We start from the raw sequence: 16,615 nt of genomic DNA, 5'->3' as shown, positions 1-16,615 counted from the left end.
GAAGATTTCACGAAAAGGTTTTCGCCAGACAACATTTAAGCGGGTATTAGCATACAAAAATTAATGCTTGACAACTATCTTTTTGTCCGGCCATTACAATAGCCCATATTTGAAGCTCCAAATCTGATCAAACATAACCTACTATCAAAATGGAAAGCTCCCCGATCGGGGAGCTTTTTTTTATGGTAAACGGAATTCTGTAACGACCTCCTGATTATTTACCGGTCTTTTTCTGCTGCTCCGCCTGTTCCATCATTTCGCGCATTTTTCGCTGGAACTTATTCTCCTTTTTAGGCTTCTTCTTGTTCTCCTGTATCTGGGCATGGATCTTCTCCTCATCCAGGATGAAATTCTTAATGGCCAGCATGATGAAGATCGTGATCAGGTTAGATACAAAATAGTATAAACTCAATCCACTCGCATAGTTGTTAAAGAAGAACAACATCATCAGCGGGGAAAGATACATGATGAACTTCATGTTAGGCATTCCCGGTTGTGTCTGCATATTCTGTCCCGTGGTCATCATCATATAAAAGAAGATAGCTACAGAAGCCAGGATCGGGAACAGGCTCACATGGTCCCCATAAAATGGGATGGTGAATGGTAACTGCGCTACCGTATCATAAGATGACAGATCCTCTGCCCATAAAAAGGATTTCTGGCGCAGGGCAAAAGAGGTTGGAAAAAACATGAACAGGGCATAGAATATAGGTAACTGCAAGAGCGCAGGAACACACCCGCTCATAGGGCTGACCCCGGCCTTGTTGTACAACTTCATAGTCTCCTGCTGCTTCTTCATGGCGTTGTCCTTGTACTTCTCTCCCAATTCCGTGATCTCTGGCTTAAGTACTTTCATCTTGGCCTGGGACAGGTAAGACTTATACGTAACAGGAGACATCAGTAACCTAACCAGAATGGTCATCACCACGATCGCGATACCAAAGGGCAGGAATGAACTCAGGAAACCGTAGAACGGGGTAAAAACGTAGCGGTTGATCCAACCAAAGATCCCCCAACCGAAAGGAATAGAGTCTGCAAGGCCCAGTTCTTCGTAATGCTCCAGCACATCCACATCCGTAGGACCGTAATACCAGTTCATATCGTACGCCAGTTCCCCGGCCTGCAGCTCTAAAGGAGCTGAAGTACTGAATAATTTTGTAAAATGCTCTTCAGGGCTTTCCTCTTCCACAAGGTTTTGCGAACGCAGTTCTGCAGTCTTGAAATGATTACTCGTCGCGAGTATACTGCTGAAGAAATGCTGCCGGTATGAAAGCCATTTGATATCCTCTTCAATCTCTTCATCGTCGCTGCTCTCTGACAACTTACTGATGTTTCCATCGTCGTGGTTATAAGTCAGCCTGGTATAACGGTTTCCGTACTGTATACTTTTGTTATGGCGTATTCCTTTAACTTCCCAGTTAAGCTTGATCGGCTGATTCTTATCAAAGATTCCGGCCATACCCTGGGAGCGAATGTTGAAGTCGAGCAGGTAATCATCCGGTTTCAGTTCATAACGGTATTCCAGGAAGCGGTCTGCTCCTACCTTGGCTTTCATGGAAAGCACCTGGTTGTCCCCGTTCTTACTCAGGCTGGGTTCAAAGAATAATTTTTGTGTATTGATAGCCCGCTGATCTGTAGTGGTAAATTCCAACCCGAAAGAGGCATTGCCATCCTTTACCAGGTATACCGGTACAGAATCGTAAGTGACAAATTTCTTAAGCACCGCTTCGGTGATCTGCCCTCCAAGGTTGCTGATCTCCAGGCGGACGAGATCATTTTCCAGGACAGTGCTCCCTTCCCTGGCCTCTGTAAACCCAAAGCCTCCTACACTATTCTTATAAGCAGCAAGGTCCGCTGAATCGCGCAATACCGGCATGGTTTCCCGGGGCGTTTCTTCGGTTGTTGCCGCCTTTTCCTGCTGGGCTGCAGCCTCGATCTTCGCTTGTTCTGCCTTCTGGGCTTCCAGCTCTTCAGGAGTAGGCTGGCTCTGGTAAAACCAAAATATGAGGATTCCAAAGATCAGCACAAAGCCGATGATCGAGTTGATATCCAGTTTCTTTTCTTCCATTGAATGATCTTTCTAATAGGTCCGGGGCGGATTGATTTAGCCTGAGCCCGAAAATTTAAGGTTTGCAAATATATACCGTCTTCCGCGGTTTACGCAACCTTCGCATTGGATTGTTGCTTTTTATATTGGAGAACTGCTTTAAGGAAACCGACGAAGAGCGGGTGTGGACTGGCAACGGTACTCTTATATTCCGGGTGGTACTGCACCCCGACAAACCAGGGATGAGCAGGAATTTCCACGATCTCCACCAGGCCGGTTTCTTCGTTGATCCCCGTGGCCATCAGCCCGGCATTCTCTAACTGCTCCAGATACTTGCTGTTAAACTCATACCGGTGGCGGTGGCGTTCAGAGATACGCGATTTACCCTGGTACACTTTCTCGACCAGGGAACCTTCTTTCAGTTTACAGCCCCAGGCGCCCAGTCGCATGGTTCCTCCTTTATTGGTAATGGTCTTCTGGGCCTCCATCAGGTCTATTACCGGGTCCGGGGTATCGGGATCCATCTCGGTGGAATTTGCCCGGGATAAGCCCAGAACATTCCGGGCGTACTCAATGACCGCCATCTGCATCCCGAGGCAGATACCCAGGAAAGGAATTCCTCTTTCACGGGCAAATTGTACCGCTTTGATCTTTCCTTCTATCCCTCTTTCTCCAAATCCGGGAGCTACCAGGATACCCTGCAAGCCCTTCATCTGTTGTTCAAAATTCTCGTCGGTGATATGTTCTGAATGTATAGAGCGAACATTCACTTTTACTTCGTTCAGCGCCCCTGCATGAATAAACGATTCCAGGATCGATTTGTAGGAGTCCTGCAGTTCCACATATTTCCCTACCAGTCCGACAGTTACTTCGTGCTGCGGATTCTTATGCCTGTCCAGGAACTCGTGCCACTGGGTCAGGTCGGGCTTGGTGTCGTCCTTTAAATGAAGTTTTTGTAAGACCACTGTATCCAAGCCTTCATCCTGCATCATAACCGGGACATCATAGATCGTAGAGGCGTCGATAGACTGGATCACCGCTTCCTTTTTTACATTACAGAACAAGGCCAGCTTTTCCTTGATATCCTCGGTGATCTGGTGTTCGGTCCGGCAGACCAGCACGTCTGCTTTGATCCCGCTTTCCATCAGTGTTTTCACGGAGTGTTGGGTAGGCTTGGTCTTTAATTCTCCCGCGGCAGAGAGGAAGGGAATAAGGGTCAGGTGCACCACTATGGCATTACCATCGCCAAGCTCCCATAATAACTGGCGTACTGCCTCAATATAAGGAAGGGACTCAATATCCCCCACAGTACCCCCGATCTCTGTGATGACTATATCGTATTCACCACTGTTGCCCAGTTTCTGAACTCGTTCTTTGATCTCGTTGGTGATGTGCGGGACGACCTGTACGGTCTTACCCAGGAATTCTCCCCTTCTTTCTTTTTCAATGACACTTTGATAGATCCTGCCGGTAGTTACATTATTGGCCTGGGAAGTATTTACATTCAGGAAACGCTCATAATGCCCAAGATCCAGGTCTGTTTCAGCCCCGTCATCAGTCACATAACATTCGCCATGCTCATACGGGTTCAGGGTACCCGGGTCTACGTTGATATAAGGGTCTAATTTCTGGATGGTAGTCTTATAACCTCTTGCCTGGAGTAGCTTAGCAAGTGATGCTGCAATGATTCCTTTACCAAGGGATGAAGTTACCCCTCCCGTAACGAATATGTATTTAGTATCTGGCATTCGTCTATGTTATGTTACGGGATACAAAAGTACGAAATGCTATAAGAAATCACAGGGAATCCCTTGGAAATTCTCAGAAAACGGCTCACCGATAACCATACAGAAAAAGATCGCAAGTAATACAAACTCCCGGGGATGCCGCACCTCAATACTTTTATACTTCCACCCCGGAAACCCTCCGCCTAAAAGCTATATATTTAGAGCACCTAACACCTGCATCATGAAAAGAAGGCACTTTCTTGGAACTTCAATTGCTGCTTCTGCCGGGATTATGGCGTACCAGAATGTATACGGAGCAGCTGAGAAACCTTCCGGGTTTCAGAAATTAAAAGGAAATATAAACCATAGTGCATGTTACTGGTGCTACGAAACCATTCCCCTGGATACTTTCCTGGGGGAACTCGTCAAACTGGGAGTAAAAGCCATAGACCTGGTAGGCCCGGAAGATTGGCCATTGCTCAAGAAACACGGGATACATGCTTCTATGTGCTGGGGAGCGGAGATTAGTCTTACGGAAGGGTTTAATGACCCCGCCTATCATCCGGAACTGGTTAAACGGTATTCTGAAATAATCCCCAAAGTAGCGGCAGCCGGATACACGAACCTGATCTGTTTTAGTGGCAACAGGCGAGGTATGCCTGACGAACTTGGCCTTGCACATTGTGTGGAAGGTTTGTCCCGGGTACTTCCCATAGCCGAAGAACACGGCGTGGTCCTGCAGATGGAATTACTGAATTCCAAGGTGGACCATAAGGATTATATGTGTGATCATACCGCCTGGGGTGTCGCACTCTGCAAGGCCCTGGGATCTGATAATTTTAAACTGCTGTACGACATCTACCATATGCAGATCATGGAAGGCGACGTGATCCGGAACATCCGGGAAAACCAGGATTATATAGGACATTATCACACAGGTGGCAATCCCGGGAGGCACGAGATAGACGAAACGCAGGAACTGTATTACCCAGCGATCATGAGAGCGATACTGGAAACCGGGTTTAAAGGACACGTAGCCCAGGAATTTATCCCAAGCCGGGAAGATAAAATAGCTTCACTGGCACAGGGAATCGGTATCTGTGATGTGTGATTACTGTGGGGATACAGGGATACAGGGATACAGGGATACGGCCCGCCCGTACCGAGCGGCACGTTCGGGCGGGGGATGCGGGGATGCAAGCAGTTAAACGGTGATACGGCCCGCCCGTACCGAACGGCACGTTCGGGCGGGTGATGTCGTCATTCCGTCACACAGCTTGCCCGAATACCTCGAAGAGGTGGGCGGGTCACGCCGGGATACTGGGTACAGGTACATAGGAAAAATGGTGACAAACGGGACAAGTGGGACAGAAGGGACAAAAAAGATTCTCGAATACTGCCGACTGCATACTGGAAGCTGGCCTCAAATTTCCCTATCTCTGGTAGGCTTCAAACCTAAAACTTCGAACCTCAAACCTCCAACCTCAAACCATAAACCCTATTCTTGCTCCCACAAGAATCGGATATCCTTCTTAACATCCGGGTGAAGAGACAACAACACAGGGCAGGTCTTCCCTGTCCTTTCCAGGATAGCGCGGTCCTTTTCCGATACCCGTGAAGGTAAATGCAGGGTTACCTCTACCCGGGATATCATCCTGGGATCAGCACTCATGTGTTTTACCACCTCCGCAACAGCACCCTGCAGGGAAACATCCAGGGTATTGGATTTTATCCCCATGACGGTAAGCATACAACTTGCCAATGCGGTTGCAACTGTATCCGTAGGAGAGAATGCCTGCCCCAGTCCATGGTTATCTACAGGAGCATCACTGATGATCTCGTTTCCGGATGCAATATGCTCCGCTTTGGTCCTTAATTCACCGAGGTAGGTTACTTTAGAAGTCATGGCTGTGGTTTTACTTCTTCGATCTTCATGTTGTTGTACATCAAGATGTAAGAGGAGATATTAAAATACCCGGACACAGGGTCTTTTACAAAATTGAATTTATTACCGCTGTACTGTGTTGTTCCTATACCCCGGGAGGCCTCGAACAGATCAAGCTTATAACCCAGCTTCAAAAGCAGGTCCATGGTCAGGTCAAACCCTCTCACCGCATACTTGTCAGGTGCACCACCAAATCGCTTTGCGTATCGTTTCGTAAATGCTTCGGTAGTATCTTCACGATAAGCCGATGGATAAGTGAACTGCAGGTTAGACAGGTGTGATCCCGAGATCACCGGGTTTTCAAATCCACGGTTTTTATTGGTGGTAAACATCCTCACCTTGATATCGGGCGTATTCACCGAATTGAGGATGGAGGTAACACTGGAGATGAGTTTAAAATTGGAGGATTCTACAAACACCCAGTTTTCCTGTGTCTCAGACAACAGCAGTTGCAGGGATTCCAGGTTTATAGAGATGTTCTTTTCCTCCTCGATGACAGCCAGGGACTTAGCTCCAGGAAATTTCTTCAGGATCTCGGCCTTTGTCAGTTTGTTCTTATCATCCGCGATCACAATAACGTTCTGATCCGTCACCTGGGTTGCCATGAATTCCAGCATTCGTTTGCGCAGGATCTCATCCGAGGTATAGGAGAAGAACACATTATTAAGACTCAGATTACTGTTTACAGGCACCGGGGCAATAACAGGTACTTCCTGGTTTGCGGCCTGTATGGCTACCTCCTCGAGGGAGGATTGATCCAGGGGTCCGAAAACCGCATCGACCTGCCCGAAATTAACATTACGCAAAATCTCTTTGGTCTTGTCAAGACTCAGTTGATTATCATAGGCAACTACGTCGACAGACATTCCAAGTTCAGCAAGGGAATCCAGCGCAACCAGGGCGCCGGTATACAAACCAAGGCTGTACTTGATATCATTACGGCTCATCAAGGTCTTAAGAGCCAGTTCTTCATCGCTGAAATTCATTTTATCCAGTCGGAAAGGCAGGATATAGACCAGCCTGGGCCTGTGCCTTCTATTTAGACTGTCCAGCAAATTGATCTTATCCAGCACCAGGGAATTCTTGACCTCGAGGTCCACCGAACGCTCCTTGGGTAGCTTCAGGATCATCCCCGCTTTAAGTCCCAGGGCTAGCTCCGGGTTAAGCTCCAGTAGTTCATCATACCCTACTCCGAGATTCCTGGTCAGTGAGAACGTAGTCTGCTTAGGTTTTACCTCGTAGAAAACATAATTCTCAGCATTGACCTCCGGACCGGTGATTCGTTTTTTTGGCAGGCGAATCACCATACCTTCCTTTAAACCACCCCTGTCCATGATCTCCGGGTTAAGACGTATTATTTCTTCGGAAGACATACCGTACTCCTGGCTCAGGCTGTAAAGGGTCTTCTTTGGCGGAACAGTGTAAGAAATGTAATAATCCACTTTCTGTTCCTGCACACTGCTTCCCGGTATCTTAGGCAGTACCAGCTGTTGCCCTACAGCCAGGTTATTGTTAGCCTTCGACAGTTCGGGGTTCAGCGAGAGCATACTGTCTATAGTGATCCCGTAACGATGTGCAATGCTCCACCTGGTTTCCTTAGGTTTAACCGTATAAGTTTCAAAATTATCCAGCTCCTCATCGGCATCTGCTTCCGTTTTCTCTGCGAACACCGGGATCTGTAAACGCATGCCTTTATCGAGTTGCGAAGAATAGAGTTCAGTATTATAACGCTTGATGTCTTCTTCGGTAATATTATAATTGCGGGCAATACCAAACAGCGTTTCGCGCTTACGAACCCTGTGGACCTTAAAGTCCACAGGCTCTTCCTGCGGCGGAACAGCCTCTTTCTTCTTTACTATATCCGAGGGAGCAACGGTCGTTTCAGCTGCTTTGGAATCCAGTGGAATGACCAGGATAGTATTGGGCCGCAACGGGGCATCTTTCTTCAGTTCTTTGTTAAACTTAAGAATATTGAAAGGTGTCACCCGGTATTTTTTGGCAATACCATAAAGTGTCTCCCCTTCTTTTACCGCGTGGGTAGTATACTGCTGTGCAACCGCCTGCAGGCAGATGAGCAGGAAAACCAAAAGCATAAAACACTTCCTGTACATAATCCTATTCTTTCTTTATTCCCATTCTATGGTCGCCGGCGGCTTGGAACTGATGTCGTATACCACCCGGTTCACCCCTGGGACTTTATTGATAATATCATTGGAGGTTTTCTGAAGGAATTCATACGGTAAATTTACCCAATCTGCCGTCATTCCATCCGTGCTCTCCACCGCACGTAAAGCTACACATTTTTCATAGGTACGCTCATCCCCCATTACTCCAACACTCTGTACAGGTAGTAAGATGGCTCCTGCCTGCCAAACCTGGTCATACAACCCCCATTCCTTGAGGCCATTGATAAAAATAGCGTCCACCTCTTGCAGGATCGCCACCTTTTCCCGGGTAATATCACCCAGGATCCGGATAGCAAGCCCAGGTCCGGGGAATGGGTGTCTGCCCAATCTTTCCGGTTCAAGGTCCATACTGGCTCCTACCCTGCGTACTTCATCTTTGAACAGCATTTTCAGTGGCTCTACCACTTTTAACTTCATAAAATCCGGCAAGCCTCCAACATTATGGTGACTTTTAATAGTCGCAGAAGGGCCGCCTGTCGCGGAAACCGATTCAATTACATCAGGATAAATGGTTCCCTGCCCCAGCCATTTCGCATCCTCGACCTTGTGCGCCTCGTCATCAAACACATCGATGAATACACCGCCGATGATCTTTCTTTTTTTCTCAGGATCCGACTCCCCTTCCAGGGCATTCAAAAAGCGTGCCGAAGCATCGACGCCTTTTACGTTCAGGCCCATATGCTCGTACTGATCCAGCACTTCTGTAAATTCATTTTTCCTCAGCAGGCCATTGTTTACGAAGATACAATGCAGCTGCTTTCCTATGGCTTTGTGCAGTAACACGGCCGCAACGGTAGAATCTACCCCGCCGGATAATCCCAGGATCACCTTATCCTTACCGATCTTTTCTTTCAGTTCTGCAACCGTTGCCTCCACGAAGGCATCCGGCGTCCAGGTCTGTTCAAGGCCCGCGATACGTACCAGGAAATTTTCGAGCAATTGCTTCCCGTCCGTGGTATGGTATACCTCGGGGTGAAATTGGATGGCGTAGGTTTGCTCTCCTTCTATTTTATATGCGGCATTGAGAACATCATGTGTCCTTGCCAGTCTTACTGCCCCTGTCGGTAACTCCTGGATAGTATCACTATGACTCATCCATACCTGGGTCTCTTCCTGTATGTTCTTAAAGAAAGGATCTGATGTATCTATAGAAGAGAGTCGGGCCCGGCCGTATTCACGTGTATTAGAAGGTGCTACGGCGCCGCCGAAGAAATGAGCCAGGTACTGGGCTCCGTAACATACCGCCAGCAGAGGCACCTTACCTTTGATCCTGGAGAGATCCGGATGCGGAGCATCTTCTGCCCGTACGGAAAAAGGTGAGCCCGAAAGGATCACTGCCTTGTACTCTGACAGGTCTTCCGGCAGACGGTTATATGGTTTTATTTCACAGAAAATGTTGAGCTCCCTGACACGTCTTGCGATCAATTGGGTGTACTGGGAACCGAAATCGAGAATGAGGACGTTATTTTGCATGGGCAAAAATAGTAAAATGAGTGAATTCAAAAACCCGATCGGGGAGTATATTTCAAAGATGTCTTTTTCCTGCTCCTTTTTTTTCTCCCGGAACTACTTTCACCGACTGACCAATATCATCTGAAGAGAAAATTCCGATAAAAAATATTCCCCTATATTGTCCCTCCATAGGAAGTGTATGCCGCACTTTTTCACTGGCCGGACCGCTTAATAATCATCCGTCGAGAATCACATGACAAGGCATAACTTCTGCTGCTAGTTGACTTGTTTCCCCATCCCCGGTAGCCAAATTCCAGCAAAATCTACCACATGAAATTATCACTTCAGTTAAAATATATTAAAATACTGGATTACAATAATTTAAATCTTTTCCTACAAATGCTATTTCAATACCTTTAAGGCTAAATTTCATATAAAATCATGTGGTATTAAATAGAAAAGCCCCGGCGCGACTGCCGGGGCTTTTCAAATCAAAAACCAACCTAAACACATGAAGTTTTATAACACAAAAAGGAAAAACTTTAAATCCTTTTTCATAGCAATTTGTATATATAACAACTGGAAATAAAAAAACCCTACCTCCTTTTTTATATTTATTTTTATATAGCGATAAAACAACTACCATCATGGATCATTTTAAAGAGCTGAAAGAAGAATTATTAGCAGCCCCTTTGAACGATGGGCACCCATTCAGGACCGGGACATTTGGTACAGTCGGGCTGGATATGATGGCCCGCTTGCGAACAATTGTGCTCAGGAAAACTGACCCGGACCTGAACATGACCTTCTACACCGATTTCCGTTCTAAGAAGATCATTCATATAAAAGAGAATCCTAAGGTAAGTTTACTCTTGTACCATCCCGAAAAGAAATTACAGCTTAAGGTGGAGGGGCTGGCGGTGATCAAAAAGGATACAGCATCCCTCACCGAACTTTGGCAAAACATGAAGGACCACAACAAGAGAGATTACACCACTGCCCTGGCACCCGGAAGCGAGATCTCAGGAGAGGATAGTGTTGAATACCTGGATTCTGAGAATTTTTTATGCATGGTGATCCTGGAGCCATTTAAGATTGAATACCTGAAACTTGGCAGCCCCCATCATACCAGGATACGCTTCTCGAAGAAAAAAGCAGGTCATTGGGTATCTGACTTCCTAGTACCTTAAGATCAGGAATTCGCCCGGGATAGGTTGAAGTTTTTCTTTCAGTTCCGCTATCAGGCCCGGACCCAATTCCAGGTATAATTCCGAAAAATTCATTTGTCTTTCCTGTAAGCTCTGGTTGGGAAACAATTCATTTTGTAAACCGGTCAAACGCGAGACATGGTCACTCAATTTCCGTTTTTGTGCCTTAAGCAAACGCTTTTCCAGCTTTTCCAGGCCTTTAAGTTGTTTCACCTCCTGTGCCTTAACGGCTCCCAGGAAGGTCTTATCCGTTTTTTCAGCAAGCTCGTACAGGCCGGCAAATTGTTTAACAAGGTGTTCTTTCTGGGGGCCAAAGTCGATATCTATATTAGAGATCTCCCGGATCTTCTTATTGATCAGGCTGCTTTGCTTCAGGAAAAGATCCGGTAGCCGGACATTAAGCCTGTCCGCTTTACCCGCCTGTTTTTCACTGACCAGAAGCACAGAATTCCGCAATTGCAGGATAGGAAAAGGAACTTCCATCTGTTCAAAAAATGATTTCAGTTCCAACCAGTATGCCAGTTCGCCCCCACCTCCTATATAACAGAGGTTGGGCAATACCACTTCCTGGTATAATGGCCGGGTGATGACATTTGGGGAAAATCGTTCCGGATGTTCTTCTAATTCCTTCCATAATGCTTCGGCCGTGAAAGTGATCCCAGTATCGACCACAAAAAATTGCTGGTCCTGCTGGTCCAGGCGCTCCCTGAGACCATCTTTCAGGTAGAAATAATTTACTTCCCTTGGATTTACCTGTATCCCGTATCTCTCGGGGAATTCCTCCAGGCCGCGAATGGTTTCGCTCACGGCATTAAACCCAAGTTGCTGTTCCAGGTCTTTTTTAATGTAAGGCACAAACTGTTTTTTCAGCATCACATCGTCCCCATCCAGGATTACCAATCCTTCATCCCCGAAAATCTCGTTGACCAGGTAACGGGTTGCCGAGGTGAGGTCCGGGTGCCCGAGATAAGCCTTATCGAAAAGTTCTTTTAACCGATCTGCATTTTCCCCTGCTCCCAGTTCCTGTTTGAATGTATTGAATACTGCTTCTAACCCCTGGTTATCCAGGCGGCCGACGGCCCCTGAAGCCTCCTTGTTCCATTGGATCTTCTTCCCTTTGAAATTGAAGTAATTGATCTCGTCAAAGTCGTGGTCCTCGGTAGCCATCCAGTACACGGGGACGAAATTCCGTTCCGGATAGGTGTTTTTCAACTCATTACAAAGATTTATGACTGAGATGATCTTATAGAGGAAATAAAGTGGTCCTGTAAACAGGTTCAATTGATGGCCTGTGACAACAGTGAACGTATTTGATGATTCCAGCATGGTGATATGCCTGGCAGTGGCCGGACTTATCTTAATTCCTTCGTACTGCTGTCGCAGGGCTTTTACCAGGACATCGCGCTGTTCCGGGGTAAAAGACTCACTCTTCTGTTCCAGCTGGGGGCCAAAAGACGCAAGCTCAGGAAACGAATTATAAAAAGGTTTAAGATGGTCCTTCTGATCCAGGTAATCCACTATAAGCTGTGAAAAATAGCCGGTCTTTGAGAAGGGTATACAGTCTACTTCCATGAATGCGCCTTAATTGATGGTAAATATAAGTTACCATAAACTTTCATTTCCTAAAAATACGTTAAGAAAGGAAGATACACCAGATAACCGGGGGCCAGTGAATACTGCATTTTACCCTGTAACTGGCTTAGTTAATATTGTGGTGCAATTGACCAATATTGTTTAGATTTGGAGCTTATCTAACCAAATAACCAGCAATACACATGAAGCAGATCTTGCTTACTTTTTCATTTTTCTGGGTAATCCTGGTTTTTTCACAGGAGCTTAAATCGCCTTCAGAATTTTTAGGATATGAACTGGGAACAGAATTCACACCACATTACCGGGTAGAGGATTACTATCAGCATGTAGCCAGCACCAGGCCAGAACAGGTTCAACTGCAAACCTATGGTCACACCTATGAAGGAAGACCCCTTTTGTTGGCCTACTTATCTACAGCTGCCAATATGAAGAACCTGGAACAGATCCGGGAGGAACACCTAAAGAGCCTCGAGGGAAACAGCGATGCAGAAAAGGCGATCGTCTGGCTGAGTTATAACGTTCACGGGAATGAAAGTGTAAGTACCGAGGCATCCATGCAGACCATTTACGAATTGCTGACCTCCAAAAGTTCATACCTCGACAAAACCATTGTGATCATGGATCCGGCAATCAATCCGGACGGCAGGGACCGCTATGTGAACTGGTACAAGCAATACAGGAACAGACCAAACCAGGTTGACCCCAACAGCGTGGAACATCACGAAGGATGGTGGAGCGGCAGATCTAACCATTACATGTTCGACCTGAACCGTGACTGGGCGTGGCTGACGCAGGTTGAGAGCCAGCAGCGCCTGAAAAAGTACAACCAGTGGCTGCCGCATATCCATGTGGATTTCCACGAGCAAGGAGTGAACGAACCTTATTATTTTGCCCCTGCTGCAGAACCTTACCACGAGGTGATCACAGATTTTCAGCGGGATTTCCAGGAGACCATCGGGAAGAATCACGCCAGGTATTTTGACGCCAACGGCTGGTTCTATTTCACCAAGGAAGTATTTGATCTCCTGTACCCCAGTTACGGTGATACCTACCCTACTTACAACGGGGCGATAGGGATGACCTACGAACAGGGAGGAAGCGGCAGGGCCGGTCTCGGTATAATTACCCGGGAAGGAGACACGCTCACGCTACAGGACCGAATCGCTCATCACCTGACCACGGGATTATCTACAGTAGAAGTAGCTTCGAAAAATGCAGGATTGCTGAACGAGTCTTTTGTAAAATATTACAAGGATAGGAGTTATAAATACAACAGCTATGTCCTTTCCGGGAATCGTGACCAGCTGGATGCGCTGGCCGATCTGCTGGACCAACACCAGATAAAATACGGGGCCGGTACCGGGACCAATATCAGCGGTTACAACTACCGGCAGCAAAAGAACGGCAGTTCAAAGGCTGATGCTTCGAGCATGGTTATCTCCACGGACCAGACCAAAGGAAACCTTGTAAAAGTACTTTTTGAGCCCAACGCAAAACTCAGCGATTCGCTTACTTACGATATTACAGCATGGTCCTTGCCCTATGCCTACGGACTGGAGACCGTTGCCTCCGAAAGATTAGTGTCTTCCGCAGCATACAAGAAACAGGATACCAGCGGAAATTCTCTTGATAAAGCCACCTATGCTTACGTATCAGACTGGAACAGCATGAAAGACGCCCGTTTCCTGGCTTCCTTGCTGCAACAGGGAATCAAGGTGCGATACTCACAGAAGCCTTTCAGAATGGAAGGAAAGAGCTATGAGCGCGGCAGCCTGATCATCACCAGGGCAGATAATGCTAACCAGCCGGATTTCATAAAGCGACTCGGGGACACCGCCAGGCAATTCAGTAAAGAGTTAGTGGCTGTCTCAACAGGATTCGTAGATGCCGGAAAAGATTTCGGATCCTCTTCTGTAGAGCTGATCCTTCCACCTAAAGTGGCCGTATTGGGAGGGGAACCAACCAGTACCCTCCGCTTTGGAGAGATATGGCATTTCTTTGAGCAGCAGCTGGAATACCCGCTGACCGTTCTCCATGCCGACTACTGGAACAGGGTTAACCTTGACGAATACGACGTACTGGTCCTTCCCGATGGCAGGGGCTACAAATCAATCCTGGATGATAAACTCAGGGAACGACTATCATCCTGGGTATCCCAGGGCGGGAACCTTATCGTCATGGGGAATGCGATAAGTGCCCTAAGCGATACGCCCGAATTTTCCGTAAAGGCAAGAAAAATGGAAGGAGACAGTACAGGTAATAGTGTGAAACCTTATGGAGAAGGTGAAAGGGAGTATATTAAGAACGCCATTACAGGCGCCATATTCAAAACCAAAGTAGATCCAACACATCCCCTGGCTTACGGTTATGGTGACACCTACTATACCCTGAAGCTGGGTAATGACCGCTTTGAATACCTGGACGGGGGCACAGTGGTCTACATGAAAGACGAGACTAAACCGATCGCTGGCTTTGCCGGTAGCCAGGCTCAGAAAAACAGGGAGAATACCCTGATCTTCGGAGTACAGGAAAAGGGACGCGGGAACGTGATCTACCTGGCAGACAACCCACTTTTCAGGGGGTTCTGGGAAAATGGGAAATTGTTCTTTGCCAATGCACTATTCATGGTGAACTAAGGTCAGGAAAGAATAAATAAAATTTAAGGTGGACAGCTTTGTCCACCTTTTTTTTTGCATGCAATGCAGCCCTGGGCAGGCGGGTTTCACATAATTTTGCACCATGACCTTCCCTGAGAAATTGGTTTAACTAAACTTTAGCACGGTGTTATTAAACAAAACACATGTTTTGTTCAAGACTATGCTAAAGGCTTGCATCTTAGCCATATGCTATAAATCATTGATTTTAACATATTATGGGTTCATTCAGTAAATAGATCTGAAATTGCGTTTATTTTCGGATAGGAAAAAAACTAAACAATTCCTTATTTACGTATATTTAAATATGGAAACTACACTGGAACAAAAGAGACTTGAAAACTTACGGAAATACCAAATCCTGGACACACCCCAGGATGGAAGTTTTGACGAAATAACCTCTCTTGCCGTTAAGATATTTGATGTCCCTATAGCGATCATTTCACTCGTGGACACAGACCGGATCTGGTTTAAGTCCGCTTACGGCCTGGATATCGATGAAATTCCTAAAGCACCGGGCTTATGCAGTTCTGCAATTCTTTCCGATGATATATATATAGTTGAAAATGCGCGTAAGGATCCCCGCACCCTTACCAATCCCCTGGTAACGGGGGCTCTCGGACTTCAGTTTTATGCCGGGGCGCCGCTGATCACCAAGGAAAGATTCCGCCTGGGGAATTTTGTGATCATAGACGCAAAACCCAGGAGGCTGAATGGCAAAGAATCTTCTATGCTCATCCAGCTGTCCAGGATAGTAATGGATCGGGTTGAACTACAACTCGAGGCCAGGCAATTGGTCCAGGAACTGAATGGGGGTATGTCCTAGGACCACCCTGACACCATATTTTCATTTTACTTAATTCCGGCATAATACGATACCGCCCATACAAATTCCGCATCATTCGGGTTTTTTCTGATGGCGCCGGGGCTTTATCTTTGTATGCCTAAGCGATCACAGGATGGAAAAACAGGAAATGCTGGATTACCAGCGAGTTGAAAAAGCCATAGATTATATCAGGAAGAATTTCAGGAAGCAGCCAAGCCTGGATGAAGTGGCAGAGGTCGTCAACCTCAGCCCGGCTCATTTCCAAAGACTATTTACCAACTGGGCAGGAGTGAGTCCGAAAAAGTTCACACAATTTCTCAGCCTGGAATACGCCAAACAATTACTGGGCGATAAGAACATGACCCTGTTCGACGCGGCTGACCAGGCCGGACTTTCAGGTACAGGGCGGTTACACGACCTCTTCCTAAAGATCGAGGGAATGACCCCGGGAGAATACCGGAAAGGGGGAAGCACACTACAGATCCATTACCAGTTCTACGAGACAATTTTCGGGAAGGTCTTAATCGCATCTACAGGGAAAGGAATCTGCCAGGTGCTATTCACGGAATACGAGGAGTCAGCCCTGAAACAGTTGCGGAAATCATTTCCAAAAGCTCAGTTGGAACAAAAAGCAGAAAGTATTCACCAGGAGGCCATCAGCCAGTTCCAGGGTGCTCCGGAAACTGCCACCTCCCTGCCCTTACATTTAAAAGGAACCCCCTTCCAGTTAAAGGTCTGGCAGGCATTACTTCGTATCCCAGAAGGAGAAGTAAGAACTTACAGCCAGGTCGCTGCGGAAATCCAGATGCCCAAAGCTTCCAGGGCCGTCGGGTCTGCTATAGGCAGTAACCCGGTCGGTTTCCTTATCCCCTGCCACCGGGTCATACAAAGCACTGGAGCCTTAGGAGGCTACCGCTGGGGAGTAAACCGTAAATCGGCCATCCTGGGGTGGGAAGCATCAAAAATTTCTAATTGAA

Annotated in this window: 11 protein-coding genes; 5 read left to right on the top strand and 6 right to left on the bottom strand. The window is 46.9% G+C overall.

Annotated elements, in window-relative coordinates:
• Nucleotides 1-214 precede the first annotated feature (214 nt).
• Both yidC and CLV82_RS08190 read right to left on the bottom strand, forming a co-directional pair.
• Nucleotides 215-2,068 carry a membrane protein insertase YidC gene (yidC, locus tag CLV82_RS08195; RefSeq protein WP_133643831.1) on the bottom strand — a complete coding sequence of 618 codons (1,854 nt, stop codon included), beginning with the start codon at nucleotides 2,066-2,068 and terminating at the stop codon, nucleotides 215-217.
• A gap of 89 nt (nucleotides 2,069-2,157) precedes the next feature.
• On the bottom strand, nucleotides 2,158-3,795 hold the full coding sequence (locus CLV82_RS08190; RefSeq protein WP_133643830.1) for a CTP synthase: 1,638 nt from the start codon (nucleotides 3,793-3,795) through the stop codon (nucleotides 2,158-2,160).
• Between the two features lie 220 nt (nucleotides 3,796-4,015).
• Between CLV82_RS08190 and CLV82_RS08185 the strand changes: the two genes are divergently transcribed.
• Nucleotides 4,016-4,885 (top strand): hydroxypyruvate isomerase family protein, encoded by an 870-nt coding sequence (locus tag CLV82_RS08185; RefSeq protein ID WP_133643829.1) that lies wholly within the window; start codon nucleotides 4,016-4,018, stop codon nucleotides 4,883-4,885.
• Nucleotides 4,886-5,272: 387 nt separating this feature from the next.
• Here the strand turns inward: CLV82_RS08185 and CLV82_RS08180 are convergent, their stop codons facing one another.
• The 3 genes from CLV82_RS08180 to guaA are packed head-to-tail and all read right to left on the bottom strand — an operon-like array spanning nucleotide 5,273 to nucleotide 9,378.
• The gene (locus tag CLV82_RS08180; protein WP_133643828.1) at nucleotides 5,273-5,680 is read right to left on the bottom strand and encodes an OsmC family protein; all 408 of its coding nucleotides are present in this window, start codon (nucleotides 5,678-5,680) and stop codon (nucleotides 5,273-5,275) included.
• A complete protein-coding gene (locus CLV82_RS08175; RefSeq protein WP_133643827.1) occupies nucleotides 5,677-7,830 on the bottom strand; it encodes a LysM peptidoglycan-binding domain-containing protein in 2,154 nt (717 codons plus the stop codon). The genes CLV82_RS08180 and CLV82_RS08175 overlap by 4 nt, the downstream gene beginning before the upstream one ends.
• A gap of 15 nt (nucleotides 7,831-7,845) precedes the next feature.
• Nucleotides 7,846-9,378, bottom strand: coding sequence for a glutamine-hydrolyzing GMP synthase (gene guaA / locus CLV82_RS08170; protein ID WP_133643826.1), 1,533 nt, complete (start codon nucleotides 9,376-9,378; stop codon nucleotides 7,846-7,848).
• Between the two features lie 626 nt (nucleotides 9,379-10,004).
• Between guaA and CLV82_RS08165 the strand changes: the two genes are divergently transcribed.
• The gene (locus CLV82_RS08165; RefSeq protein WP_133643825.1) at nucleotides 10,005-10,547 is read left to right on the top strand and encodes a pyridoxamine 5'-phosphate oxidase family protein; all 543 of its coding nucleotides are present in this window, start codon (nucleotides 10,005-10,007) and stop codon (nucleotides 10,545-10,547) included.
• Here CLV82_RS08165 and bshC read toward each other — a convergent pair.
• Complete coding sequence (gene bshC / locus CLV82_RS08160) at nucleotides 10,536-12,137, bottom strand: bacillithiol biosynthesis cysteine-adding enzyme BshC (RefSeq protein WP_133643824.1); 1,602 nt, start codon at nucleotides 12,135-12,137, stop codon at nucleotides 10,536-10,538. The two genes, CLV82_RS08165 and bshC, sit on opposite strands and share 12 nt — an antisense overlap.
• Before the next feature lie 203 nt (nucleotides 12,138-12,340).
• Between bshC and CLV82_RS08155 the strand changes: the two genes are divergently transcribed.
• The 3 genes from CLV82_RS08155 (at nucleotide 12,341) to CLV82_RS08145 (ending at nucleotide 16,614) form a co-directional block, all read left to right on the top strand.
• Entirely contained in the window at nucleotides 12,341-14,794 is a 2,454-nt protein-coding gene (locus CLV82_RS08155; protein WP_133643823.1) for a M14 family metallopeptidase, read from the top strand.
• Nucleotides 14,795-15,119: 325 nt separating this feature from the next.
• Nucleotides 15,120-15,638, top strand: a complete 519-nt coding sequence (locus CLV82_RS08150) for a GAF domain-containing protein (RefSeq protein ID WP_133643822.1) — start codon at nucleotides 15,120-15,122, stop codon at nucleotides 15,636-15,638.
• Between the two features lie 133 nt (nucleotides 15,639-15,771).
• Nucleotides 15,772-16,614: a bifunctional transcriptional activator/DNA repair enzyme AdaA gene (locus CLV82_RS08145; protein WP_133643821.1), complete on the top strand. Its 843-nt coding sequence runs from the start codon at nucleotides 15,772-15,774 to the stop codon at nucleotides 16,612-16,614.
• Nucleotide 16,615 lies beyond the last annotated feature (1 nt).

It is taken from the genome of Zeaxanthinibacter enoshimensis (genome assembly GCF_004362865.1).
Lineage (GTDB): Bacteria > Bacteroidota > Bacteroidia > Flavobacteriales > Flavobacteriaceae > Zeaxanthinibacter > Zeaxanthinibacter enoshimensis.
The sequence above is the reverse complement of the archived record's forward strand: the minus strand, read 5'-3'. Positions and strand labels throughout refer to the sequence as shown.